The organism is Thalassotalea sp. HSM 43, assembly GCF_004752005.1.
In the GTDB taxonomy this organism is placed as follows: Bacteria; Pseudomonadota; Gammaproteobacteria; order Enterobacterales; family Alteromonadaceae; genus Thalassotalea_A.
The window spans coordinates 2,073,376-2,097,885 of the sequence record NZ_CP038493.1; the positions used below are offsets into that span (position 1 = coordinate 2,073,376).

Here is a 24,510-nt window from a genome sequence, read left to right on the forward strand (position 1 = left end):
TACCTCGCAGCAGAACAAGCAGAATTTGCTATTTTTATTAGAGCAGTAAATTAAACTTAATAATCCAGTTAATGAAATGGAGTTTTTTCGTGCTTGGCAATTCTCGTCGCTTTATTGTTTTCATATTTGTTTGCTTACCTTTTTTTGCATTCGCTCAAGAGTCGTTGCCAGCGGATGCTGAGGACACTAAAAGCGCCGCGAAACAACTTAAACAAACTCTGTCAGAAATAGCCGATTATCGTGAGTTGATTGAACAAATTGAATCGGAACAAAAAGATGCGTTTGGTTTTGAAAAACGCGCACTGGGTAAGCAACGCCTGAATACCTTGACGCGTTATCGCAATCTATTGCAGCAATATATAGAAGATATCACGGCATTAGAGGAGCAGGCGTTTGTTAAAAAACACCAAGAGAAAGCGATAAATCTAGTTGAAAAAGCATTGCAGGAAATATACGACGATTTGGCGGTTAGCGATAAAGCCGTCGGTGATTTAGAGCAAAGCATTGCCGATGCTCTCAAGAATATATTCAGTCTCAATGAAGCCCCAGCCAAAGATCGCGTTGCGCAAATGCTATGGAAACTTAATCTCATTCGCCGTTATCAAGAGGATGTGTTTCATGCTTTGGTGTACCTATCTCGAAGCGCCGAATCGTTGGGGCTAAACGCCGATAAATCGCTGGCTTTAGCGGAACAGCGAGTGCGTAAACAAGCGGATACCTTATCGGGTTTTATTGGTTTAAATGAAGACAAATTATTACAGCTAGAAAAGAAAAAAGCGGTAGTGCGCACCGAGTCTGATACCGGTAAAGCTCTTATTTCTCAGTCGGCATTAGTCAATTTAGAAATACAGGAATACGCTAATCGTTTGCAGCATATGGTGACGTTGCTAAACGAGTTGGGTTTATCGACCGCCTTGTACAAGAAAACCGTCATTCAGGCCCGTGACAGTTTAAGTAAAGAAGTGCTTGATGGTCAGGTGTTTTCACATTTGGTGACCGAATGGTGGCTTGATTTCAAAAAATGGATGCGCCGACAAGCGCCGAGTTTAATTGGCAGCGCGATTACCTTAATTGGTATTTTTGTGGTCGCTTATTTGCTGTCGAAATTGGTACGCCGTATTGTCAGTATCAGTTTGCATCGCAGTCGCCCGGATATGTCTGAATTGGCGCGTAGCTTTTTAATTGTCAGTTCTGGACGGTTAATTATATTACTCGGTATCATCTATGCGCTGGCGCAACTCGGTGTGCAAATAGGGCCACTATTAGCCGGTTTAGGTATTATGGGGTTTGTTATAGGTTTCGCTCTGCAAGAAACCTTAGCCAATTTCGCGTCGGGTTTGATGATACTTATTTATCGTCCCTATGATGTTGGCGATAAAATTCGCGTTGCCGGTCTTGAAGGGCGGGTGAAAGAAATGACCTTAGTGACAACGACCATTTTTACTTCCGCAAACCATCATTTAACGGTGCCTAATAACACCATTTGGAAAGATATAATTCAAAACATCACCTCACAACCGCATGTGCGTATGGACTTGTTTTTTACCGCGCCATTTGCATCGGATTCAAAAGCGATACTTAGCGCCATTGACGATGAATTGAATCAAAATAAGGTGGTTGAACAAGACCGCGATAAGCATGCCCGAGTGTATGAGCTTGGCGAGTCTGAAGTTAAATATATCGCGCGTTTTTGGGTAAGTTCGGATGATATTGATGAAGCAAAGTGGTCTATATCTGAGGCGGTGAAACAACGCTTTGATAATATTGGTATTGGTAAAGACAGCTAGTACTCGTGACTCTCAAGCAAATCCGACATGACCGTTGCGGCTAAATAATTTCTCGAAAGCACTTTAGATACTGGTTTTACAGGCAAGTTAGCCGCTACAATGCAATCGTTAGTAGCCATAAATGCTAACCACTGACGCTAATAAAAATTCAAAATGTAGTACGAGAAATCAATATGAACCCATCCATTGTTTGGAGTGTTTCTGGTAGCGATCCTACCGGTGGTGCTGGTATTCAAGCTGATCTAAAAACCATGCATAACCTCGGTAGTGAGGCATGCACCATCATCACCGCTGTTACGGCGCAAAATTCGCAAGCGGTTGCGAGTATAAATCCGGTTAGCGATGCTATTTTACTGGCCCAGTTTGCCGCCTTGGCTGCTGATAAAACCGCTCAGGTTATTAAGATAGGTATGCTTGCCAATCCACAACAGGTGGAATTAGTCGCTAACCAAATCAATCAGTTTAAGCAGACATGGGATAGCGCACCTCGAGTGGTTTACGATCCCATCGCAATCTCAGTTAGCGGTGACGACTTAACCGAAGATGACATTGTACCAGCGATTAAAAAATGGTTATTGCCATTGGTAGATGTGGTCACACCCAACAACCAAGAGCTGCAAAAACTAACCGGCGTGTATGTATTCAGCTGGGATTGTATGCGCACTGCCGCCAACAGTTTGCTTGATCTTGGCGTTGGTGCGGTGATCATTAAAGGCGGGCATATTGATATCGATCTTGAGAAAGCTGTCGATTATTGTACCGACGGGGAACATCATTATTGGTTGGCAAGCGACCGCATCGAAACGTCACGCAGCCATGGCGTTGGTTGTACCTTTGCCAGTGCTATTGCCACATTGTTAGCACAAGACTACTTGTTGCGAGATGCCTTTACCATAGCAAAAGCCTACGTCAATCAAGGCTTAAAAGCGCAATGCCACGTTAACAAACAGCACGATAATGGCGGCCCGATATGGCAGGGCACATGGCCAAATAAAGCCACGGATTTCCCGCAAGTTTTGGTATCAGGCTCAGAGCTTGCTGATGAGCTCGATTGGCATCATGAATTTGCCGACAATAACACACATTACGCCACTGGATTTACCACCTTAAGCAGTGAACAACTTGCATTGTATCCACATGTTGACTGCTTAGAATGGTGTGAGCGCTTGCTAAAAATGGGTATAAAGACCATTCGCTATCACGCCAATAATGCCGACGAGCAAGAACGAGAAGATGCGCTGATTGCGGCGTTAGCGCTGGCGCAACAATATCAAGCTAATATGTTTATAGATGATCACTGGCAACTGGCAATAAAGCATCACGCCTATGGTGTACACCTTAAGGTCAGCGATTTAGATAACCTTGATCTTGCTGCCATACAAGAGGCTGGCTTATGTTTAGGGCTAAGTGGCAAGGGCTATTATGACCTTCTGCAAGCACAGCAATACCAGCCATCTTATTTGCTTTTAGACGAGATGTTTAATAAAGAAATCAATGATATAACTAATATCGATGCAGAGCTGAAAAGATTACGCGAATTGGTTACACTCAATAATGATGCGCAGCAAATTACCTTGGTAGCCATGTTACAGGCGCAAGTCGGCGTCAGTGCAAAAAGCACCGCGAATATTACTGAGTTAGGCGTTAATGCTATCGCGGTTGCAGCGACACTTCGCGAAGCAGATCAGCCTGAGCACGTTATAGAACAATTGCAGCGGATACTAGGTCGTCATATCTAGCATGGACAGATAGAGTAGATAACAAGTGAGTCCAAAATGAGCTTAACTGATAAAGAGTATATGCGTTATAGCCGTCATATCATGGTGGATGAGATAGGTGAAGCTGGTCAGCTTGCCTTTAAAAACGCGCATGTACTCATTGTTGGCATGGGCGGCTTGGGTTGTCCTGCCAGTCAATATCTGGCAACCGCAGGTATTGGTCAATTAACCTTGATTGACCATGACGATATTGAGATCACCAATCTGCAGCGACAGATACTGTACAGTGATTTTGATTTGGGTGAAGCTAAGGTAGAGGTCGCGCAACAGCAGCTAGAAAGCCTCAATCCACATTGCCAAATCAATACCTTAAAGGAATCAATTTTTGATGTTGATTTAACCACCATTTTGGCTGGCGTTGATGTTGTATTGGATTGTACCGATAGCGCGAAAACTCGACAATACATCAACGCTTGTAGCGTTAAAGCTAAGGTTAAATTAGTCAGTGCGGCGGCAATTCGAGGTTCAGGACAACTCACCAGTTTTGATTTTAGTCTTGCTAAATCGCCTTGCTACCATTGTTTGCATCCTGATCTTGATGAACAACAACTTAACTGCGCTACTATGGGGGTCATGGGGCCGCTGTTAGGGGTAATGGGCAGCATGCAAGCGATTGAAACATTACGTTTGTTACTCGGCAAACAAGACAATATTGGTCGATTATTGTTATTTGATGCCTTTACCATGCAGTTTCAGCAGTTTAGCTTACCCAAAAAAGATAATTGCCCGGTGTGTGGTTAAGGGCTAGGTAATATATCGACGTCGAGTGGTGCCAAAACGCTGTGGATTCAAATGCCAAATTCAATACATACTAAATGTTATCGTAGTTAGATGAGAAAGTGATGAAACGCTCGAGTAAGTTATTAATTAAATTCGCAGTATTTGCCGGGCTATGGTTGGTTTTATGGCTCGCTAGTGACCCTCTCATCAAGCATTTCGCTAATCGCCAATTGGCCGATATGAATGCATCTATTGATTATAAATCGGCTCGTATATCACCATTTGATTTGTCACTGACAGTCGAAGAATTACAGCTCGATTATAAAAACCAAATCATGCTAAGCGTTGAGCAATTGAGTGTTGATTTAAATTCACATGCATTGACCGATAAAGAGCTGCACTTCGATCATCTACATATTGGTTCGTTCTATTTTGATAACCCGAAATTTCTTGAGTTGCTTGAGCAACGGACCAATGACCAAGACAGCGGTGACAATTCGGAACAATCATCATTACCTTTATTGGTTATTGATGATGTCAGCGCCTCAGGTAAGCTATTGTTTTCCGATGATAAAAAACCCGTTACTATCAATGATTTTGGCGCCAATGATGTGTCATATGGTGAGCAAGGCTATAAAGCCAAACTCAGCGCCGTACTAAACTATATGCAGAATAGCTTATCTGTGGCTGGCGCCCTTAACAGTGACAATGATCAGATCAAAATCAATCTGAAAAAGCTTAAAGGTCAATTAAATGTTGCCGACCTCAATGAGTTTAGTGAAATTAATTTGCCGTTAATTCAAGGCCATATTGATTTTGATGCAACGGCCAATGTGTCATATTCGCAACAAGGTTTAAGCATTGCTAGCGGACAAAGTGATTTACGCATTAGCGATGGCTTATTAAAGGCTGCTACAGGCGCTGATAGCAGTGAATTGGAAATAAGCTTTGAGCAATTTCAACTTGACCTCAGTAACAGTCAGTTTGAGATGAAAAGTGATGCATTGAGCGCAACCAAAATCGATATTGAGCAAACGGACGTGGTCATCAAAAATGGTTTGGTTAGTGGAGTGCTGCGTTCAGATAATGCCGATTCGCAAATTAAATTTAGTAAAATCCAGCTAACAGCGACAGAGAGCCAGGTTAGCCTAGATCAGCAAAACCAGCCATTACAGCTCGATACAACAGTGAATATCGACAGCGAACGTCTCGATTGGCATCAACTTGCGTTAAATAATGAACCGAAAGCCTTGGTATTGCATCTTGATGCGGCAACATTGCTTGGCATTGATATAAGTCAGACCGAAAATTCTCAATCGCCGACAGTGGCGATGGATAAAATGACCTTACAAACAGGGATTTTCTCACAGGTTTTTGCGATGCCATTGATCGAGCTGAACAAAGACAAGACCATAGAACCCTTACTTGAGTTTAACCAATTGTCATTAGACAAATTCAGTTTAGCAAATGATGAGCTGGTCATTGGTGGCATAGATATTGATGCCAAACACGTCATTTTTTATAAGAATAAAGACAATGCCATCGCCAACTTTGTCGACCTATTTGCCAGTGACGAAGAGCAAGCTGCAGCGGGCGATGTCCCGGATGAAGACGGCCAACAGGCAAATAACGCAGCTAAACAAAAACCGACAGCAAACGCAGCACAAGAGCATGACGTATCGATACATGTTGATCGCTTTAACCTTACCGGTGAGCCAGTGATAACCTTGTACGATCATTCATTGTCGGAGACATTTGAACAACATGTCACCATTGAGCAATTAAGCCTAAGCAATGTTGACAGAGCCAGCGATGAAAGCGATAGCGAAAAAGCTAAATTTAGTCTTAAAGGTCGCATTGGTAAACGCGCACGTATCGATATTGACGGTGCCTTGTATCCATTTGCGGATGAGCGTGATTTAGAAGCAAAAGGCCAACTTAAAGCCATCGATTTGAAGCGATATACGCCTTATGTTGTCGATGCTACGGGGTATGCAATTAAGCAAGGTTTGCTCTATGCAGATTTTCAATTTGCCATTAATAACGACGTTATAAAAGGCGATGTCGACACCCGTATTAATGGCATTGAAATCAGTGAATTGCAAAACAACAAACAATCGGGCTCGGTATCGACAATGCCCATCAATGTGGTTATTTCGCAATTGAGCGATGAACACGGCAATGTAAATGTTGACGTACCCCTGGCAGGGCGCATTGATGATCCAAACTTTGGTTTGAGTGGCTTTATTTCATTGGTGACCACGAAAGCGATTAAAGAGGGGGCGAAAACCTATCTTTTGCAAGCGTTAGTGCCCTACGCCAGTGTGGTCAATGTTGCCATGCTCGCATCCGGCAGCCTATTTAAAGTATCGGTCAATGACTTGCCCTATGAAACAGGACAGACAGAATTGCGGCCAACACAAAATGAGTTTATCCAGCCTTTAGCCGAGCTAATGCAAAGTAAAGAAGAGCTGCACCTAACCATTTGTCCTGTTGTGATTGGTAACTCTGAAGACAAAGCGCAAGCGAGAGAATTGCGCAAAGTAGGCCAACTTCGTGGTGAATTATTTATTGACGCGATGATTGAACAATATCAAATTTCAGATGAGCGATTGATACCGTGTCGTACAAAAATCGTTGAAAAAGGCGTGGTTGGACTGACGTTTAAGTTTAATTAACAGGGTACAAATATACTTTAATCAGTATATTAAAATGCGGTGCGAATTGAGATAAACGGTTGCTTGCAGATTTTAAAGTAGCTATTGTCGCGGTTACTTGTGTGAAAACGCCAGGTTTCTTTGATGAATATGGATGTCTGCGGTATAGACCACGGTATTGTAAAACAATAATGAATAGCCAAGTAATTCTATGCCTTCTTCAAAACTATTTTTGACCTGTCGCACGTAATTATCACCCATTAATTCTTGCCATAAATCTCCCATGCCAAATAGCCTAGAAAAAACCAGAATGATCACCAGCGCAGTACAAAAGCTGTAAAAACAATTATGATTTATCAAATTCGTCAGCGCTTTGATATTGTCTTGCTTTGCTTGCCAAGCATAGGCTATAGACCCTAAGGCAACGAATAGAACGATATAAAACCAGAAACCATGACGAATTAATTGATCAAAATAAGCATCTAATTCACGAATTAACATGCATGCGAAAAAGCCAGCAAGCAGCACATGAAAATGTCGATGTTGTTGGGTAAATAAGGAGATAGAAAGAAAGCAACAAATCACAAGTAACAGCAATGTTTGTTGTGTTATTTCAGTCAATGAGTCTTCATTAATATTCGAACCAAACAGCATAATATCGACACGTATTATCATCGCGACGATAAACACCACCATAACCTGTATTAAGGTGTGGAATATGCCGCGCTTGATTATGCTTTGTTTGGAGTCTTTAGAAGATGAGCTCAACATACCTGTTCAACTTATTTCAGCGAAAATCTCTATGTCAGTTGCAAATAGTTTAGATGGTTTAGCTCAAATCGCGAATAGCGAGGGCTGAAGTCCGCACGCTAGCGATGCTCAACGATGGCATTTGTAGCCCTGAGACAGCGGGGTTTTGCTCAGATTACAGCTAACCATTTGTGCTGTTGTAATGACTCAATCTACCGACTTTTAAGTTTAATGCGTCACTAAGCAGAATATCATGTGTACTCAATAGTTTACGGTGCGTTGCTAGATCAAGCAAAGCAATGGCGTTAAGTGGCGTTACTGTGATCCAGTTTATCCAACATCTTGGCCAATAATATTTTTTCTTCGGCGCTAAATTCTTGCAGTGCCAATTGCTGATGTTGGTAGGCTAACGGCACCAATTCATCATACAATTGTTTGCCTTTTTGCGTTAATTGCAAGTAAAACAAACGGTTATCAAGTTCGCTAGATATCTTTTTAACTGTATGTTTTTCAATGAGTTTTTTCACTGTTCTCGACACTGCAACTTTATCCATGGCAATTGTTTGGGTGATCTCCACCGCACTTGCTTGGCGCTTTTCTCCAAGCACTGCGATTACTCGCCACTCACTAACACTAATGCCAAATTGGCTTTGATATTTATTGGCCAAAGACTGGGAAATTCGATTGGCTAAGGTCGCTAATCGATAGGGCAAAAAATCCTGTAAAGATATGGTGCCATTGTCGGAATCAAACATATTGTAACTCGGTTTGAGCAAAGCTCTGTTAACGATTAAAATAGTTTCAATTGAAACTAATAATAGAATAATACGATATTGTCGCACTTACCAGAGCGCAGACGATATTCCAAACAAGAGATGGAGAGTTAGCATGGCTGATTTATTTGAAAACCCAATGGGCTTAGATGGTTTTGAATTTGTAGAATTCACCGCACCAGAAAAAGGTATTTTAGAACCAGTATTTCACAGCATGGGTTTTACTCACGTAGCTAATCATAAATCAAAAGACGTCCAGTTATGGCGTCAAGGCGATATCAACTTTATCGCTAACTACGAAAAGAAAAGTCACGCCGACTATTACGCACAAGAACATGGTCCGTCAGCATGTGGTTTAGCGTTTCGCGTTAAAAATGCCGCGTTTGCATACGAGAATTGTTTGAAAAAAGGTGCTCAACCCGTTCATGTTGAAACCGGTCCTATGGAATTGCGTTTACCTGCAATCAAAGGTATCGGCGGAGCAACGTTATATTTAGTTGACCGTTATCAAGGTACCAATACCATTTATGACATCGACTTTGACTGGATTGAAGGTGTTGACCGTCATCCTGAAGGTTGTGGTTTCCACACCTTAGATCACCTAACTCATAACGTATACCGTGGCCGCATGGACTACTGGGCGAGCTACTACGAAGACTTATTTAACTTCCGTGAAATTCGTTACTTCGATATCAAAGGTGAGTACACCGGTCTTTTATCAAAAGCAATGACAGCACCAGATGGTAAAATTCGTATCCCTCTAAACGAAGAAGCTGCCGGTGGCGGTGGTCAAATCGAAGAGTTCCTAATGAAGTACAACGGTGAAGGTATCCAGCATATTGCTTTTGCATGTGACGACATTATTGCTTGTTGGGATCGTCTAAAAGCACAAGGTATTAAGTTTATGACGGCGCCACCGTCGACTTACTACGCAATGCTTGAAGAACGTTTACCAGGTCACGGCGAGCCAGTAGAAGAATTGCAAACTCGTGGTATTTTGCTTGATGGCACAACCAATGGTGAAAAGCCTCGTCTATTACTACAAATCTTCTCTGATACCGTATTGGGCCCAGTATTCTTCGAATTCATCCAACGTAAAGAAGACGATGGTTTCGGTGAAGGTAACTTTAAAGCGCTATTTGAATCTATCGAACGTGATCAGTTAGAGCGTGGCGTAATCGGCGACAAAGAAACGGCTTAAGAGGTATTTATGGCTATCAAGCGTATTCATCATGTAGCTTATCGTTGTAACGATGCTAAAGAAACGGTAGCATTCTACCGCGATTTACTGGGTATGGATTTTCAATTGGCTATCGCTGAGAACGAAGTTCCATCAACCAAAGCACCAGATCCATATATGCACGTATTTTTGGATGCTGGCATGGGCAATGTCTTGGCGTTTTTTGAATTACCAAATTCGCCAAAAATGGACCGTGACCAGAATACGCCTGAATGGGTGCAGCATATTGCCTTTGAAGTAGAATCTATGGATGAGTTGCTAGAGCAAAAAGCCAAGCTTGAACAAGCTGGTTTGGATGTACTAGGACCAGTAAACCATACTATTTTTGAATCGATATACTTTTTTGATCCAAACGGTCATCGTATTGAGCTTGCCGCACAAACGGCGAAGCCGGGTATGTTAGCAGAATTAAAGCGTGTATCTGTCGATATGCTAGATGAGTGGGCTGAAACTAAGCGCGCACCTCAGCATGCAGCATGGTTGCACAGTGGCGAAGATTTTCCAGGTGAGAAATAATGAAATTAGCAAGTCTTAAAGCAGGTCGCGATGGCGCCCTAGTCGTGGTAAACACCGCACTTACAAAAATGGTTTCAGCTGAAGCGATTGCACCTACGATGCAATTTGCTATCGATAACTGGGCGGATGTTGAAGCTAAACTTGAAGCCTTATTCACACAGCTTGAAAACGGTGACGTTGAAGGCCAAACCTTTGAGCAAAGCGACTGTGAATCTCCGCTTCCACGTGCTTATCAATGGGCTGATGGTAGCGCTTATGTAAACCACGTTGAGCTGGTACGTCGCGCTCGTAACGCCGAAATGCCGGCAAGCTTCTGGACCGACCCACTAATGTATCAAGGTGGTTCAGACAGCTTCTTAGCACCACGTGAAAACATCGTTATGCCAAAAGACGAAGGTTTCGGTATCGACTTTGAGGCCGAAATTGCGGTTATCACCAACGATGTACCTATGGGTGTTAGCGCTGATGATGCACTGCAGCACATCAAACTTATCATGATCGTTAATGACGTATCACTTCGTGGTTTGATTCCAGGTGAACTTGCCAAAGGTTTTGGTTTCTTCCAGTCTAAACCATCGAGCGCATTCAGCCCGGTATGTGTAACACCAGATATGTTGGGTGATGCATGGCAAGCTGGTGTATTACACCTGCCATTGTGTTCTAAGTACAACAACGAGCTATTTGGTAACCCGAATGCGGGCATTGACATGACGTTCCATTTTGGTCAATTGATTGCCCATGCGGCTCGTACTCGTCCATTAGAAGCGGGTACCGTGATTGGTTCAGGCACTGTCTCTAACAAGATGGAAGGTGGCCCAGGTAAGCCAGTTGCTCAAGGTGGTGTTGGTTATAGCTGTATCGCTGAAATCCGCATGATTGAAACCATTGAGAACGGTGCACCAACGACACCATTTATGAGCTTTGGTGATAACATTCAAATTGAAATGTTCAACAACGATGGCCAGTCTATCTTTGGTCAAATCAATCAGAATGTTGTAAAAGCTTAATTGCTAAAAAATTCGGGGAAGTTAACTGTCTGACGAGTAATAACAGACATCAGCGCTAATATAGAAAAAACATAAAATAAAAATAATAAAGCGTCCCATTAAAAAACCGCAGCCTACATTGATTAGGCTGCGGTTTTCTTTATTTGGTTTAAGCAAAAATAAGGTTAGCCAAGCGGCATTGGCATTCCGTTAATTAGAGCCTGACCATTATTAAAGCTGAAATCAAACTTCACTTTCTCTTGGTCTTGCACCAACATGTTTTGCATGATCAGCGCCTCAATGTTTTCACCCATACCAAGTTGTTCAAAAAACTCGATAGGGGCACTGCCATCGGCTTTGGCATCGAGAGCCATAATCAATGACATCGGGTTGTTGGCGTCTACTTTGCTTTCATCAATGGTAATATCCATTTTGCTGGCGATATCACCTTGCTCGGTTTTGACGCCAAGATTATTGATTTTTATTTCCGGCGATGACTCGAAAAATTTTGGAATCAATGCCTGAACTTCCATCGCAAATCGCGCAGGATCTTCTGTTGAGCTGCCACTGACTAGCAGCTTTTGCAGTTCGGCATAAACGTCCAAATCGACTTTATTAATGCTAGCGGTGTAATTAAAGTCGCTTAACTTAACCCCCATCGCATCGATAGTTTTCGCCGTCATTTTGGCATCGGCATACATCATGCCTTCTTTGTCTTGGCTGTTGGATATAATCTCGATATCAGAAATGTTGACGCTTTGGCCGGTCACCTCATCAATAAAATTCATCTTAGCTAAATTTACTTTGGTATCACCGACCATAACCGCGGTATTGGCAAAAATATCGCCGCGAACCACTTGCTGATCACCGACCAGATCCATTTTACCAAGGCGTAATACTTCAACATCTGCGGCGGTAACCGTCATACCAAGCCAGTTACCATCAAAGACCAAGGCGCCATCACGGCTAAGGTCAGCTTGCAGTTGCAATGGTAAAATGGCAATGGTTGCGTCTGGCGTGGTGACGTTAATTTGCTCGGTTTCCATCACCGAATTCATGCCACCGGTAAAGCTTATTTGGGTCGAGTAATGTATTTTGTCTTTGCTAAAATCGTGGGTGATGTCGGCATTTTCTGGCATGTTATGCTCAAAATCAAAGCTGTTTGCAATATCAGCCAGACCTAAAGCGATGCTGGATTGTGTTAAGATTGGACCATGTTGGATATCGTGTTTGGCAACAAATGTCATGGTTAACGGTTGCACCATATCCGGGATATCTTGCTCTATGGTGACCGATACATCAGCAGTCGAAGAAAACCAGCCTCGTTGATAATTATCAACCTTAATTTGGTATGGCATTGAGGCAGACATTTGCTCATAAATGCTATTGAATTCTTGTTCGACTATTTTGCCTGTAAAATATGGGGCAACCAATAAACCTGCTGCTACGGCAACGACAGGGTAGCGCAATTTCATGAATCCATCCTTATAATAAATGATTTTAAGCTAACACCTTATCACGGTGTTTACATTAATTCAGTTACTTTTCGTCACTGATAAACGGCTTTGTTTCCTATTTTCAGTGGCTTGGGATTCGACTAACGCATCCTAGCTTATTCGCAGATGTACTCTTCACTAAGGTAGTCTTGGTATTCTTTAACGCCAAAATAGCGAATCGATTTTTTTTGCGTTACTTTTTTGGCGATCAGTTTTTCATCACAGTATATTTTTACGATTTGCTTATCGCCATTTGAGTCGACATCGTAGGCGTGGTTTTCATTTAAACGTAAGTCGTCGAATTCAGTGCGCATTATTAGCTTCATTCAGATACCTCTTGATAATGGAATACCTCAGCTTTGGGCAATTAAACACATTGGTGATTTTAAACGCCACCTCAAGCGATGGAGAGTATTTACGATTGCTATAACCATATTAATACCCTCTGCGGTAATAAAACAACCAAGTTAGCTAGATAATAAAAGACAATTTAGCAGGTGAATAAAAATGATGGCCAATGACATGCCGGATTTTAGTTTTTAGCGTTTTGATGTATTCGCTTTTTCAGATGAGTTAGTGATTTTTTTTTGTTCGGCAAACGAACTTGGTAGGATTTCTACGCCAACCATACGGCTGACTTTGATCATCACAGGGATGGTAATCGGGGCGAACGGTAATACAGCAACGACACCAATACCTAAACCCTTAATCAGGTCGAGAAACTGTTGATTGGCCAAATGCATTTCTTCTTTGCTGGCTTGTTTGCGGGTATATTTACCGTAAATCGTGAGCATTTCGCGTGTTTCTTGCTTTTCTTGAGCAAGAGCAAGCTTCAGGGTAAGCATTTGTCGTTTGAAACGATAAACACTGCGCCTTCGCTTTATTTTAAGCGCCCGTACAGGCGCTTTAAAAATAAATACCCTGAGTTTCATCTAGGTTGAGATTACTTATTCCGACGTGCTGTTAATGCTAAACCAGCTAAAGCCAATAACCAGCTTGAACTACCGCCACCAGATGAAGAGTCGTCATCATCACCCTCTTTTTCACCGGTATTTCGGCTAGGCAATGGCAATTCATCAATCGTGTTTGGTTCAGAATTGATCACGGTTACTGATTCGACCACAACCAAGTGATCACCTGTCAGCTCTTCACCTTCAGCAGGTTCATGCTGAATTGGTGTTTCGCTAAATGCTGAAGAGCCTAGGTTATAAATTGGTAAATCATTGATGGCATCGATAATTTCCATACCAGGTTCTGTTACCACACCGAATACTGTGAAACCACCGTTTTGGAAATCTAGGTTACTTGCGTTGGCGCCAACGTTAAAAAACCATTCACTGGTTGCACTGTTAGGTTCACCACCAACTTTTGCCATCGCGATGGTGCCGCGAACATTTGAAAACACAGGTTCGTTAATAACCGTCGGCAGTGATGTGATTTCACTGACTTCGTGTTCGTCAAAATCGTAGTTGAAGCCACCACTTTGGGCGATAAAACCTCTTATGCTACGGTGAAATAGCACGTTGTTATAGCTGCCGTTTTCCACGTATGCTAAGAAGTTTTCTACGGTTTTCGGTGTATGTTCGTCCAATAGTTCAACTTCAAAGTCACCCATTGAAGTTTTAAATAGAACGGTTGTAGCTTGGGCTGCCGAGGTTAATAGGGCCGAGCATAATGCTGCCTTACCTAAAAATGCGATTAAATTTTTCATTATTAGTGCTTATGATTTTGAGTTATTGGTATAGTCGCGCAAGCTTAACGAATTGTTGCAACAAATCAAGGTTTGGTTACAAACTGGTTACGCTTTTAGCAGATTAGCCGCCAATAGCGGTGATAAAACCGATGATTTAGCGATTTCTCCCGAGCCAAGCAAAGATGAATGCCACGACAAACGGTATGATGCGCTCGATATAATCGCCCGGTGCTGACGGTAAAAAACTTAAGCCGACGGCAATAAAGAAACCGCTGGCGATAGCCATAAAGGCGTATTTGCCATCAACGGATTTGCTCATCACTTTAACAATTAATAGTGGACCAAAAGCGGCGCCCAGTGCATTCCAAGCAAATAGTACTCGAGAAAAGATATCTTCTGGGGCATAAAGCGCAATAAACATCGAGATAAGCGACATCACAACCACGGTAATACGAGAGATCAGTAAGCTATTTTTCTGTGTCTTGTTATTGCCCATGTCGTAGGATACTGCAGACGCCGAAACCAGTAACTGGCTGTCAGCTGTCGACATCACCGCCGACAAAATAGCGGCAATAATAATGCCGGCAACAACCGGTGGAAACAGCAAATTTGTGACGTCTAACAGGGCTTGTTCATTATTGGCTAACGGCTCTAACAACACTTTTGCACACCAACCGACAATTAACATACCGGTGATAACAATAGCCGACCACGCAATGGCAATCATTTTTGCTTGCTGAACCGATTTTTCATCACGGATCGCCATCATACGATTAACCACATGCGGTTGACCTGGATTACCTAAGCCAATAGCCAATAAGCCAAAGATGAACGCCAGACCAATCAGACCTTGATGTTGCCCTGTCCAGCTTAGTTGAACGTCGTTAAACGCGCTTTGCATTTGCAGCCATAATTCACTGGGACCTCCGACGGCAATTAAACCAGCAATTGGCAACACCAAGCCCGCTGCCGCCATCAGCAGACCTTGCAGGGTATCGGTAACAGATACCGCCCAAAACCCGCCCAGCAAGGTATATATGACAATGATCGCCGTACCCAAAAACACGCTGTTTTGCATCGACACGTCAAAAGTAGAGGCAAAGGTATTGCCTGCGGCCTGAAATTGCGCAGCGATATAAAAGGTAAAGGCAAATACGATACATAACGAGCACAGCCACATAATCGGCTTTTGCATGCCTTTGCCATCACTGGCCAATAATTCGGTTAGCGTCACTGAGCGTTGTTGTTGTGCTTTCTTTTGCAAACGTGGTGCTAACCACATCCAATTAAACATATAACCACAGACAACCGCCGGAACGATCCAAATAGCCGACAAGCCCATGGCGTAAGCCGCGCCACTCATGCCGAGCAATGTCCAAGCTGAGGAGGCACTGGCGGCTGAGCTTACCGCGGCTACCCATGGACCGAGACCACGGCCGCCAATAAAATAGTCTTCAGTGCTATCGGTTTTTTTGTTGGCCCAAAAGCCAATGCCTATCAGCACAAGCTTATATATGATGAGGGTCGCAAGGACGGTAGAGGTGTAATCCATGTGGTTATTATTGTTGTTATTTATAGGAGCAGAATAACAAGTATATTGTTTAAATGCACTGACAATAGGCAAGTCTAAGTGACACAGCAAATCTCACCATCTTGGCTATAGTTATTGGTTAATATGGCGCGAAATAGAGATAATTTATGAAGCACAAAATCGATATCATGATATCTGAACAAGACGTTGCTGATCGAGTTAGCCGTTTAGGCAAAGAAATCAGTGAGCATTACCAGGGCAGTGAGCATTTGGTTATGGTTGGTCTATTGCGTGGATCGTTTGTGTTTATGGCCGACTTAGCCCGCAAAATTAGCGTTAATCACGAAGTCGACTTTATGACCGCATCAAGTTATGGCAACAGCATGGAAAGCTCCCGTGATGTGCATATCTTAAAAGATCTCGATGGCGATATTGCTGGTAAAGATGTACTGCTTATTGAAGATATTATCGATACCGGTAATACCTTAAGCAAGGTGGTACAAATTCTCAATTTACGCGACCCTAAATCGATAAACATTTGTACTTTGCTTGATAAACCATCGCGCCGTGAAGTGGCTGTTGATGTGAAGTGGGTAGGGTTTGATATTCCCGACGAATTTGTCGTTGGCGTAGGCATAGACTACGCGCAAAAATATCGTCACCTACCATACATCGGTAAAGTGGTGCCGTTAGAGTAGGTTTCCTTACGGCACATTAGGCGTTACCAATCCTGCCAATGGTAAAGTGTTTCAAATTGAAAAGACAGTTTGTCGAAGTTATCCACCTTAGGCTCAAGTTCTTCCGTGTGTTTAAGGTCAACAATAAAATTGGTGTTATCGCTTCCACCAGAGCATCCGCTTGAAAAATCCCCAGGCTCAATAATTATCTCAGTGTAGTTTTCTGGTATATTCTGTTTGAAATCGGCCTTGCAGCTTCCATCGCTATAGGTCAGGCCTCTCTCGCCTTCAATTAATGTCGGTTGCCCTTGATTCCATTGCAGGTGGACATTATCGGTAAAGATATTAAATTCTTCATCGTCTTTTGAGTGATTGTATACCTCCAGAGGAGCTGGCACATCAAAGGTTGCCGAACGATTACCGTTATGACTTAGTTTAATATTGACTGATGAAATCACTTCTGGATCATTAACAAAAAACTCATAGTAACCAGGGCTAGCAAACAAAGCATCGTTGCCTTCTTGAAAGTAATCGGCCAAATCATAAACCTTATCATTAAGGGTTATAGTGAAAACGTCTGACTCAGTAACTTCGATAATTGCATTGTTTATATCAAGCAACTCAATATAAACATGTAAGCTTTTTTCGGTAATCAATTCCTTACCGACGATCTCGCCATCTGTTAGTAAATCATTATAGATGTCATTGATCGCATGGTTCATGGATACTTTTAGTTCTAGCTTTGCATCGGAACTTATATTGGAGATATCTTTGTCTGGCTCACTTTCCTCTACACATGCCATAAGTAATAAAGAGGTCGCAATAAATGTAAGGTAACGAAGTGTTTTATCTGTTTTTTTCATCAGTATATTGTTTTCTAAAAGCGCCAGTTAATCGCAAGATTCAATAGCAAATCATCTGCATCTGGCTCAATATAATTTGTCAGTCCCGTATATAATGAGAATGAATCCGTAATGCGCCAGGTATAGTCGGTTTTAACGCCATAGAAATCATCACCATCACGCAAAGTATAAAAGCCACCGATACTCCAGCGCTTATTCAAAAACCACTCAGCATTAAAGCGCCACCAGTCATCGTCAAAGCTGAAGTCGCCAAGCCCACTTTCTCTGTTTGACACCTCTAGCTCGCTATATTCGTAACTGGCAGAGAGATAGACGCCGGCACTGTTAGCAACAGGTAAAAGAGTTCGAATTCCAATACTTAAATTGTCTTGTTCGCTGTCGCTAAAATCATCTTCGCCTTCTCGATAGGAATAACTGGCGTAGGCTTCGGTGTAAGCATTAATAAAATAGCCGCCGCTAATGGTGTAAGTGTCGCCTAGGAAGTCATTATCAGGTAAAAAGATACCGCCGCCAATATACCACTGATCATCGATAACCCAGCGACCGGACAAACCGTGGTTGTCACCATCGATGGTACGGGCGCTAAGTTCGCTTGATTGTGCCAAAAAGCCATTCAAACGATAAGGGCCATTTTGCTCTACAGCATCGAAATAGTAGGTATAGTTACCATAGAAAAAGCCGCCAGAAATATCGTCGGTGGTAGAGATGTTGCCCAGCTCGATTTCATGGTGGTATGGATTATCTTGAGCTGAGTGTGCTTGATTCGCGAAAATCGTCAAGCATGCTGCTAAATAGGCGTACTTAGTGTTCATAAATTCCTTTTTATCTTTATTAGAATCCAATTCGAATACTGGTTATACCAGATAAACAATATATATTTCAATGATATATGGGTGTTTTCTTAATTACTTTTGTAGCAGTTTTGTAGCAGTCATAATCAATTTAACGATTTTTGACATATTTTTCTTACCAGCTCCTTACAATAGAAACTGATTTAACACTGAGTATTAACCAATTGCTAACGACACTTTCAGTAGAGTCGGTTAAATCATTTAAACTTCACATGTTTACGGCAAGGGAGTAGGCATTGCTTGCCTCCATCGGCAAATCACTGGGGATTGATTTGCCGAGCCGGTTTCCTTAATAAAAAACGCAAGCGGTCGCTTGCGTTTATTTGTCTATAAAATGTCAATTGATTATTGTTTGGTATGCTTATCTAAGCTTTCCTGTAGTTGTTTTTTATTGTCTTCTTTTTGTTGCTTTAGCTTTTCGCAATAGCTTGAATTTTCCAGACCCTTGCAACTCCCCATAGCAATAACATAGTCGTCGTTTTCTCTGTCTGGGTGGTAGTTATCTTCGTCGAGATTATTATCTAATTCAGGCGTGACATTCGCCTCGTATTTTTTCTGGATAGAAATACAAGCACTACAAAGTACGATTAGAGTGATCAGCGAAATACTGCGCAATAAACCTTTAGTCATAGTATTTACTTAATTATGGACAGTAATCCTCAGTATATGTGCTAATTGCGAGATAACCCAAAGAACTTTAAATCGTTACTCGATAGCCACGTGGGTTGTCTCTATATCCCAGGTGTAGAGGCTTTGATATGTGAATTCAAGATCTGAAAAGTTTTCTTCGACCGCTTTAAGTTGCTCCTTTTGAGCTAAATTCGCTACGGTTCTGATGATTCTTGTTTCGCCAGGAGTTGGACTACGACAATCACCACTAAATAACCGTGGCTCTATGGTATAACTGGAATAGTTATCCGTAATAGTATCGGCAAAATCAGCCGAGCAGTATTGGCCATTTTCGTATGATATCTGACGGCCAGCGCTGATCTCATTAGGCTTTCCTTGCGACCATTGATAAGAAATATCATTTACAAAAGGATTAAACTCAACGATATCTGTGGCGTGGTTGTAGACATCTAATTGAGCAGGAAGCTGATATTCGGCACTGCGTTCAACACCATTATAAATAAAACTGATTTTTGCCGATGAAACATTATCTATGTCGGCTATCTCAAGTTCATAGAATCCTGGGGACGAACCAAAGACTATGCTTGAATCCTCAACGTAATATCCCCGCAAATTATAGTCTGTATCATTTAGGGTCAAGTTCAATTCATCGGCAGGGCCGACGCGAATTCGAGTGTTGGTTTCATCTTCCATAAACAAGTTAATTTGTAATGACGTAGCCGTTTTCTGCTCAGTTGCTGCATCCAATTCAGTTTGTATAAACTTAAATTCAACCTCAAGAGTGACTTTAGAAGATAGATTGAGCTCTTGTGAATTTTTGTTAGCGCGGTCACCGCCGCAGGCGACCATTGTGCAGCAGACTAGTGCGGCCAGCAAATGTGAATAGCTTAGGGGAAATTTGGGCTTACGAGGCATTATCAACATCCATTGTAAAAGATTAAAGTTGTTTATTTCTTTAAATATCAACTATATAGAATTTATATTGAGCTGTTAAGTAGATTTGTTATAAATAAAAAACGCAGGGCTTGGCCTGCGTTTTTGCATATCAGAGGATCGCTTTACCGTTAGAAAAATGCCTGTAAACCGGTTTGATCACGACCTAAGATTAGCGCGTGAATATCATGCGTACCTTCGTAAGTATTAACGGTTTCCAAATTAATCATATGACGAATAACGTGGAATTCATCGGCAATACCATTACCACCGTGCATGTCTCGGGCAATGCGAGCAATGTCTAAGGCTTTGCCACAGTTGTTGCGTTTAACCAGAGAAATCATTGCAGGTTTAAAGCGCTTCTCATCAATCAAACGACCAACCCGTAATGACGCTTGCAAGCCTAAGGTGATTTCAGTTTGCATATCGGCAAGTTTCTTTTGAAATAATTGCGTTTGCGCTAACGGCTTGCCAAATTGTTGGCGATCTAAGCCGTACTGGCGAGCACGATGCCAACAGTCTTCAGCGGCACCCATAGCACCCCATGAAATACCGTAACGGGCCATGTTCAAACAACTGAATGGACCTTTTAAGCCGCGCACTTCAGGAAACATGTTTTCTTCAGGAACAAATACATTGTCCATCACAATCTCACCGGTAATCGACGCTTTAAGCGACATTTTGCCTTCAATTTTTGGTGCGCTTAAACCAGGCATGCCTTTCTCAAGAACAAAACCACAAATTTGATTATCGTGGGCTGCAGATTTCGCCCAAACCACAAACACATCGGCGATAGGTGAATTGGTGATCCACATTTTGCTGCCGGTCAGGCTATAACCACCATCAACTTTTTTAGCACGGGTTTTCATGCCGGCGGGATCAGAACCGGCATCAGGTTCTGTTAGGCCGAAACAGCCAATCCACTCACCGGTGGCAAGTTTTGGTAAATACTTTTCTTTTTGTGCCTCGCTACCCCAGGTATAAATAGGGTGCATAACAAGAGACGACTGCACACTCATGGCACTGCGGTAACCTGAGTCGACACGTTCAACTTCACGTGCCACCAAACCGTAAGAAACATAGGATACGCCAGGACAGCCATAACCGTCGATGGTGGCACCCAATAAACCAAGTTCGCCAAATTGACGCATGATCTTAGGGTCGAATTCCTCGTTGCGGTTGGCCATTAAAATGCCAGGCTGTAGTTCGTTTTGACAGAAATCACGAGCCATGTCTCGTATCATGCGCTCGTCTTCTGTTAATTGGTCATCTAGTAATAAAATGTCTTCCCAATTAGATTGTATTTCGCTCACGTTTTCTCTCCTGCTAGCGGCCTATTGTTATGGAAATTGACAAATGTCTAAATTCAAAATACCGCTGTTTGTGTTGTAACTGCGACTCATCAATAATGATTGCAAGCTTAACAAGGCAAATGTTATAAGAATATGTCAAATATCAAATTTGCCGATATTCATGGTGGTACTATAAATGGAAACGACGACAAAAACAGCAAAAGAAATCTATTTGGAAATAAAAGCCAACCCTGCTCGTAAGAAGTTTGGTTTTGGTAATAAAGCCGTACTTGTTAACATCGATCCGCAAAAGGCGTATACCTGTGTTGATGAGTTTAAAACCGCATATGAAACCGACCCAAATCAGTTGCATTATGTTAATAAACTGGCGGAAGAATTTCGTCGTCTAGGTTGGCCCGTGGTCTGGACGCATGTTGCTTATATGGACTCTGGTGAAGATGCAGGTATTTGGGGCACTCGCACCAACACTGAGGATTCGCTGCAAAACATAAAGTTTGATTCTCGTCGCAGTGAGTTTGATGATCGCTTGAATATTGATAAAGACAAAGATGTCATCTATTTGAAGAAGATGCCATCGGCATTTTTCGAAACGCAACTGCAGTCTTTATTGGTTTGGCATCAGGTTGATACCGTGATTCTAACGGGCGGTTCAACGTCTGGTTGTATCCGTGCCACAGCTGTTGATAGCCTATCTCGAGGTTACCGAACTATCGTGCCGGAGCAATGTGTTGCTGACAAACACGAAAGCTTCCATTACGCTAACCTAACTGACTTATTACTTAAATATGCTGATGTTGAAGAGGTTGATGACGTATTAACCTGGTTGGCATCTCAACAGCAAGGCTAGGAGCAGCGATGAAGCCGAACCCAGGATATTATGATTATTGGCCTTATGAAGGTAGGCCAAAAATTACGTGGCCTAATGGTGCTAAGATTGCCTTTTGGGTGGCACCTAATATTGAGTTTTATGAGTTAAATCCGCCAATCAACCCCCATCGCGCTGCATGGCCGCAACCTAACCCTGCGGTTGCTGGTTACTCTATTCGTGATTACGGTAACCGTGTTGGCCATGTGCGACAAATGAAGCTATTGGAAAAATACGGCATCCGCGGTTCGATTTCGTTATCAACTGCGTTGTGTGACCATCACCCCGAAATCATTGAGATGTGTAAAGAACGTGATTGGGAATTTTTCTCGCACGGTATTTACAACACCCGCTACACCTATGGCATGAGCGAACAACAAGAACGCGACATGATCAAAGACTCGATGGAAACCATACACAAGCATACCGGTCAACAATGTGCCGGTTATTTGGCACCAGCGCTGTCTCATTCTGATAACACCATCGACTTATTTGCTGAAGTTGGTACCGAGCTGTTTGGTGATGAGGGCGGTATATACACCTGTGATTTATTTCACGATGATCAACCAACGCCGATTCATACCCGCAGTGGTAAGCGTTTTGTCTCTGTCCCGTATTCATTAGAAATGAACGACACCATTGCCTTTGTCGTCAACAAGATTGAACCACGCCGTTATGGGCAGATGCTTAAAGATAATTTTGACCGCTTATACGCAGAAGGTGCGGAATCAGGCACCGTGATGTGTATCCCAACCCACAACTACCAAATCAGTTGCCCGCATCGGATAAAGGCGTTTGAAGAGGCGCTTGAATACATTACTTCACATGATGATGTTTGGTTGGCAACAGGCAGAGAAATTGCCGAGTATTATCGCGAGCATTATTTTGAGTTGGCCAAGCAAGATATCGATGCTCGTATTGCTGGCCTTAGGCACTCTGTGAAATCTGCGGGAGAGCGATAATGGCATTAGATAAAGACTATTTACAATACCCTCAACGCAGCTACGGTATGGACCATGATCGTTATGACTGGAGTATGCTCAGTGAACGCAAAGCGATTGAATGGCCACAAGGTAAAAATTTAGCGGTTTGGGTCAATGTTGGCCTGCAGCATTTTCCATTAGACCAAAAGGGTGTCCCGTTTAAAGTACCAGGTGGCATGACCATGCCCTATCCTGATTTACGTCATTACAGCTTACGTGATTACGGTAACCGCGTTGGTATTTATCGTTTGCTCAAAGCGTTTGATGCGTACAACATTAAACCGACGTTTGCGATGAACGCTGAATTGGCGCAAAACAATCCCTATTTGTTAGAAACCATCTGTGAACATGGTGATGAAATCATTTGTCATGGTTGGAATATGGACAGCTTGCATTATGGTGGTCAAGATAAGAGCGCTGAAGCTGAATTGGTGGAAAAGTCGCTTAGCACGTTGCGTGAACTGAGTGGTCAAGCGATACGAGGTTGGTTATCACCGGCGAAAAATCAAAGTGAGAATACCCCTGAATTGCTGCACGCAAACGGTGTTGAATATCATTGTGATTGGGTTAACGATGATATGCCGTATCGATTTAAAACCGCCAACGGCGATTTATGGTCAATGCCATTATCAACGGAGCTTAGTGACCAATTTATCTTGGTCAATAATCTTCACTCGGAAGATTCATGGTTAGAACAAATCATCGACTCCACCAATATGCTGACCCGAGAGGCTAACCAGCAAGGTGGTCGTATTTTATCGATTCAAATCCATCCATGGTTAATGGGCCAACCACATCGTATCGCTAAATTAGAGGCGTTATTGCAAAAGCTTACCCGTCGAGAAGATGTATGGTTTGCTCATGCCGGCGATATTCTTAATCAGTATATCGAACAGCAATAACAAAAACTTCAAGGGGTCAGAACAGTTGAAATTTCAACTGTTCTGACCCCTTGAAACGGTTAAATTTCGACGATGTTAACCACTTGCTTAGCGCCTGTGGCGTCGACTTTAAACTTGGCATCCTTGTAGCTCGGTGGTCCCATAGAGCCTTTGGCATTATTAGAGGTCGCGACCGGTTCTTTCGGGATACCTATCCAATTTGAATCCATTTCTTTGTTGTCGTCCCAATCTTGATAAATGTGCAGGGCATATTCACCTTCAGGAATATCAATCTCGGTGGCTAGTACGCCGTCTTTTAGCGCACCTTTTAGCGGCACAATATGCTGTTTGAAAATATCTTGCTGATCTTCTTCCATCCAGGTTTTTTTATTGTCATAGACATTGATAACCAAACTGCCTTTTTCTGACTGCACACCGTGGACTTCAATGTCGAGGGTTGCAGCGCTTGCAGGTATGGCAAAAAGACCTGCCAAAAGGAGTGTTGTAATCTTTTTCATCTGCGGGCTCCATAGCGTATTTTGATATTTTTACGTTGTTGTTATAACAATAGATCATTAAGGTGCTAA

The 24,510-nt window shown here is 42.5% G+C and carries 24 protein-coding genes; 11 read left to right on the top strand and 13 right to left on the bottom strand.

The window, feature by feature from the left end:
- Positions 1-89: 89 nt before the first annotated feature.
- From E2K93_RS08815 to E2K93_RS08830, 4 genes are all read left to right on the top strand, one after another.
- Complete coding sequence (locus E2K93_RS08815; RefSeq protein ID WP_189637733.1) at positions 90-1,787, top strand: mechanosensitive ion channel family protein; 1,698 nt, start codon at positions 90-92, stop codon at positions 1,785-1,787.
- Positions 1,788-1,960: 173 nt separating this feature from the next.
- Positions 1,961-3,526, top strand: coding sequence for a bifunctional hydroxymethylpyrimidine kinase/phosphomethylpyrimidine kinase (thiD, locus tag E2K93_RS08820; protein ID WP_135438745.1), 1,566 nt, complete (start codon positions 1,961-1,963; stop codon positions 3,524-3,526).
- Positions 3,527-3,562: 36 nt separating this feature from the next.
- Entirely contained in the window at positions 3,563-4,306 is a 744-nt protein-coding gene (locus E2K93_RS08825) for a HesA/MoeB/ThiF family protein (protein WP_135438746.1), read from the top strand.
- 101 nt (positions 4,307-4,407) lie between these two features.
- The gene (locus tag E2K93_RS08830; RefSeq protein WP_135438747.1) at positions 4,408-6,963 is read left to right on the top strand and encodes a DUF748 domain-containing protein; all 2,556 of its coding nucleotides are present in this window, start codon (positions 4,408-4,410) and stop codon (positions 6,961-6,963) included.
- 93 nt (positions 6,964-7,056) lie between these two features.
- Here E2K93_RS08830 and E2K93_RS08835 read toward each other — a convergent pair whose 3' ends face one another.
- Together E2K93_RS08835 and E2K93_RS08840 are read right to left on the bottom strand one after the other, a co-directional pair.
- On the bottom strand, positions 7,057-7,713 hold the full coding sequence (locus E2K93_RS08835) for a hypothetical protein (protein WP_135438748.1): 657 nt from the start codon (positions 7,711-7,713) through the stop codon (positions 7,057-7,059).
- Positions 7,714-7,997: 284 nt separating this feature from the next.
- Complete coding sequence (locus tag E2K93_RS08840; protein ID WP_135438749.1) at positions 7,998-8,447, bottom strand: MarR family winged helix-turn-helix transcriptional regulator; 450 nt, start codon at positions 8,445-8,447, stop codon at positions 7,998-8,000.
- A gap of 133 nt (positions 8,448-8,580) precedes the next feature.
- On the opposite strand from E2K93_RS08840, the gene hppD reads away from it, so the two are divergent.
- Genes hppD through E2K93_RS08855 form a run of 3 tightly spaced genes read left to right on the top strand, consistent with a single transcriptional unit; the run spans position 8,581 to position 11,228 of the window.
- Positions 8,581-9,666: a 4-hydroxyphenylpyruvate dioxygenase gene (gene hppD, locus E2K93_RS08845; RefSeq protein WP_135438750.1), complete on the top strand. Its 1,086-nt coding sequence runs from the start codon at positions 8,581-8,583 to the stop codon at positions 9,664-9,666.
- A 9-nt stretch (positions 9,667-9,675) separates the two neighbouring features.
- The gene (locus tag E2K93_RS08850; protein ID WP_135438751.1) at positions 9,676-10,221 is read left to right on the top strand and encodes a VOC family protein; all 546 of its coding nucleotides are present in this window, start codon (positions 9,676-9,678) and stop codon (positions 10,219-10,221) included.
- A complete protein-coding gene (locus tag E2K93_RS08855) occupies positions 10,221-11,228 on the top strand; it encodes a fumarylacetoacetate hydrolase family protein (RefSeq protein ID WP_135438752.1) in 1,008 nt (335 codons plus the stop codon). The genes E2K93_RS08850 and E2K93_RS08855 overlap by 1 nt, the downstream gene beginning before the upstream one ends.
- Before the next feature lie 164 nt (positions 11,229-11,392).
- Here E2K93_RS08855 and E2K93_RS08860 read toward each other — a convergent pair whose 3' ends face one another.
- The 5 genes from E2K93_RS08860 to E2K93_RS08885 form a co-directional block, all read right to left on the bottom strand.
- On the bottom strand, positions 11,393-12,682 hold the full coding sequence (locus E2K93_RS08860) for a DUF945 family protein (protein WP_135438753.1): 1,290 nt from the start codon (positions 12,680-12,682) through the stop codon (positions 11,393-11,395).
- Between the two features lie 137 nt (positions 12,683-12,819).
- Entirely contained in the window at positions 12,820-13,029 is a 210-nt protein-coding gene (locus E2K93_RS08865; protein WP_135438754.1) for a hypothetical protein, read from the bottom strand.
- Between the two features lie 213 nt (positions 13,030-13,242).
- Positions 13,243-13,548: a hypothetical protein gene (locus tag E2K93_RS08875; RefSeq protein ID WP_228445237.1), complete on the bottom strand. Its 306-nt coding sequence runs from the start codon at positions 13,546-13,548 to the stop codon at positions 13,243-13,245.
- A gap of 98 nt (positions 13,549-13,646) precedes the next feature.
- The gene (locus E2K93_RS08880; RefSeq protein ID WP_135438756.1) at positions 13,647-14,414 is read right to left on the bottom strand and encodes a peptidylprolyl isomerase; all 768 of its coding nucleotides are present in this window, start codon (positions 14,412-14,414) and stop codon (positions 13,647-13,649) included.
- 136 nt (positions 14,415-14,550) lie between these two features.
- A complete protein-coding gene (locus E2K93_RS08885; protein ID WP_135438757.1) occupies positions 14,551-15,948 on the bottom strand; it encodes a sodium/proline symporter in 1,398 nt (465 codons plus the stop codon).
- 146 nt (positions 15,949-16,094) lie between these two features.
- On the opposite strand from E2K93_RS08885, the gene hpt reads away from it, so the two are divergent.
- Positions 16,095-16,625, top strand: a complete 531-nt coding sequence (hpt, locus tag E2K93_RS08890) for a hypoxanthine phosphoribosyltransferase (protein WP_135438758.1) — start codon at positions 16,095-16,097, stop codon at positions 16,623-16,625.
- Between the two features lie 23 nt (positions 16,626-16,648).
- Here the strand turns inward: hpt and E2K93_RS08895 are convergent, their stop codons facing one another.
- From E2K93_RS08895 to E2K93_RS08915, 5 genes are all read right to left on the bottom strand, one after another.
- Positions 16,649-17,467 carry a hypothetical protein gene (locus E2K93_RS08895; RefSeq protein WP_135438759.1) on the bottom strand — a complete coding sequence of 273 codons (819 nt, stop codon included), beginning with the start codon at positions 17,465-17,467 and terminating at the stop codon, positions 16,649-16,651.
- A gap of 14 nt (positions 17,468-17,481) precedes the next feature.
- Positions 17,482-18,279, bottom strand: a complete 798-nt coding sequence (locus E2K93_RS08900) for an outer membrane beta-barrel protein (protein ID WP_135438760.1) — start codon at positions 18,277-18,279, stop codon at positions 17,482-17,484.
- A 384-nt stretch (positions 18,280-18,663) separates the two neighbouring features.
- Complete coding sequence (locus tag E2K93_RS08905) at positions 18,664-18,948, bottom strand: hypothetical protein (protein ID WP_135438761.1); 285 nt, start codon at positions 18,946-18,948, stop codon at positions 18,664-18,666.
- A gap of 75 nt (positions 18,949-19,023) precedes the next feature.
- On the bottom strand, positions 19,024-19,863 hold the full coding sequence (locus E2K93_RS08910; RefSeq protein WP_135438762.1) for a hypothetical protein: 840 nt from the start codon (positions 19,861-19,863) through the stop codon (positions 19,024-19,026).
- 149 nt (positions 19,864-20,012) lie between these two features.
- Positions 20,013-21,194 (bottom strand): acyl-CoA dehydrogenase, encoded by a 1,182-nt coding sequence (locus E2K93_RS08915; RefSeq protein WP_267128047.1) that lies wholly within the window; start codon positions 21,192-21,194, stop codon positions 20,013-20,015.
- Positions 21,195-21,369: 175 nt separating this feature from the next.
- On the opposite strand from E2K93_RS08915, the gene E2K93_RS08920 reads away from it, so the two are divergent.
- Genes E2K93_RS08920 through E2K93_RS08930 form a run of 3 tightly spaced genes read left to right on the top strand, consistent with a single transcriptional unit; the run spans position 21,370 to position 23,944 of the window.
- Entirely contained in the window at positions 21,370-22,041 is a 672-nt protein-coding gene (locus tag E2K93_RS08920) for an isochorismatase family protein (RefSeq protein WP_135438763.1), read from the top strand.
- Between the two features lie 8 nt (positions 22,042-22,049).
- The gene (locus tag E2K93_RS08925; protein WP_135438764.1) at positions 22,050-23,021 is read left to right on the top strand and encodes a polysaccharide deacetylase family protein; all 972 of its coding nucleotides are present in this window, start codon (positions 22,050-22,052) and stop codon (positions 23,019-23,021) included.
- Positions 23,021-23,944, top strand: a complete 924-nt coding sequence (locus E2K93_RS08930; RefSeq protein ID WP_135438765.1) for a polysaccharide deacetylase family protein — start codon at positions 23,021-23,023, stop codon at positions 23,942-23,944. Before E2K93_RS08925 ends, E2K93_RS08930 begins: the two co-directional genes overlap by 1 nt.
- A 59-nt stretch (positions 23,945-24,003) precedes the next feature.
- Here E2K93_RS08930 and E2K93_RS08935 read toward each other — a convergent pair whose 3' ends face one another.
- The gene (locus E2K93_RS08935; RefSeq protein ID WP_135438766.1) at positions 24,004-24,441 is read right to left on the bottom strand and encodes a DUF2141 domain-containing protein; all 438 of its coding nucleotides are present in this window, start codon (positions 24,439-24,441) and stop codon (positions 24,004-24,006) included.
- Positions 24,442-24,510: the final 69 nt, after the last annotated feature.

Excerpts from the sequence above, each read along its gene's own strand:
- E2K93_RS08905 (WP_135438761.1), bottom strand. The coding sequence starts at position 18,948 with ATGACTAAAGGTTTATTGCGCAGTATTTCGCTGATCACTCTAATCGTA.
- E2K93_RS08920 (WP_135438763.1), top strand. The coding sequence starts at position 21,370 with ATGGAAACGACGACAAAAACAGCAAAAGAAATCTATTTGGAAATAAAA.
- hpt (WP_135438758.1), top strand. The coding sequence starts at position 16,095 with ATGAAGCACAAAATCGATATCATGATATCTGAACAAGACGTTGCTGAT.
- E2K93_RS08830 (WP_135438747.1), top strand. The coding sequence starts at position 4,408 with ATGAAACGCTCGAGTAAGTTATTAATTAAATTCGCAGTATTTGCCGGG.
- E2K93_RS08865 (WP_135438754.1), bottom strand. The coding sequence starts at position 13,029 with ATGAAGCTAATAATGCGCACTGAATTCGACGACTTACGTTTAAATGAA.
- E2K93_RS08930 (WP_135438765.1), top strand. The coding sequence starts at position 23,021 with ATGGCATTAGATAAAGACTATTTACAATACCCTCAACGCAGCTACGGT.
- E2K93_RS08850 (WP_135438751.1), top strand. The coding sequence starts at position 9,676 with ATGGCTATCAAGCGTATTCATCATGTAGCTTATCGTTGTAACGATGCT.
- E2K93_RS08895 (WP_135438759.1), bottom strand. The coding sequence starts at position 17,467 with ATGAAAAAAACAGATAAAACACTTCGTTACCTTACATTTATTGCGACC.
- E2K93_RS08840 (WP_135438749.1), bottom strand. The coding sequence starts at position 8,447 with ATGTTTGATTCCGACAATGGCACCATATCTTTACAGGATTTTTTGCCC.
- thiD (WP_135438745.1), top strand. The coding sequence starts at position 1,961 with ATGAACCCATCCATTGTTTGGAGTGTTTCTGGTAGCGATCCTACCGGT.
- E2K93_RS08910 (WP_135438762.1), bottom strand. The coding sequence starts at position 19,863 with ATGCCTCGTAAGCCCAAATTTCCCCTAAGCTATTCACATTTGCTGGCC.
- E2K93_RS08935 (WP_135438766.1), bottom strand. The coding sequence starts at position 24,441 with ATGAAAAAGATTACAACACTCCTTTTGGCAGGTCTTTTTGCCATACCT.
- E2K93_RS08925 (WP_135438764.1), top strand. The coding sequence starts at position 22,050 with ATGAAGCCGAACCCAGGATATTATGATTATTGGCCTTATGAAGGTAGG.
- E2K93_RS08875 (WP_228445237.1), bottom strand. The coding sequence starts at position 13,548 with ATGCTTACCCTGAAGCTTGCTCTTGCTCAAGAAAAGCAAGAAACACGC.
- E2K93_RS08880 (WP_135438756.1), bottom strand. The coding sequence starts at position 14,414 with ATGAAAAATTTAATCGCATTTTTAGGTAAGGCAGCATTATGCTCGGCC.
- E2K93_RS08860 (WP_135438753.1), bottom strand. The coding sequence starts at position 12,682 with ATGAAATTGCGCTACCCTGTCGTTGCCGTAGCAGCAGGTTTATTGGTT.
- E2K93_RS08835 (WP_135438748.1), bottom strand. The coding sequence starts at position 7,713 with ATGTTGAGCTCATCTTCTAAAGACTCCAAACAAAGCATAATCAAGCGC.
- E2K93_RS08825 (WP_135438746.1), top strand. The coding sequence starts at position 3,563 with ATGAGCTTAACTGATAAAGAGTATATGCGTTATAGCCGTCATATCATG.
- E2K93_RS08900 (WP_135438760.1), bottom strand. The coding sequence starts at position 18,279 with ATGAACACTAAGTACGCCTATTTAGCAGCATGCTTGACGATTTTCGCG.
- E2K93_RS08885 (WP_135438757.1), bottom strand. The coding sequence starts at position 15,948 with ATGGATTACACCTCTACCGTCCTTGCGACCCTCATCATATATAAGCTT.
- hppD (WP_135438750.1), top strand. The coding sequence starts at position 8,581 with ATGGCTGATTTATTTGAAAACCCAATGGGCTTAGATGGTTTTGAATTT.
- E2K93_RS08855 (WP_135438752.1), top strand. The coding sequence starts at position 10,221 with ATGAAATTAGCAAGTCTTAAAGCAGGTCGCGATGGCGCCCTAGTCGTG.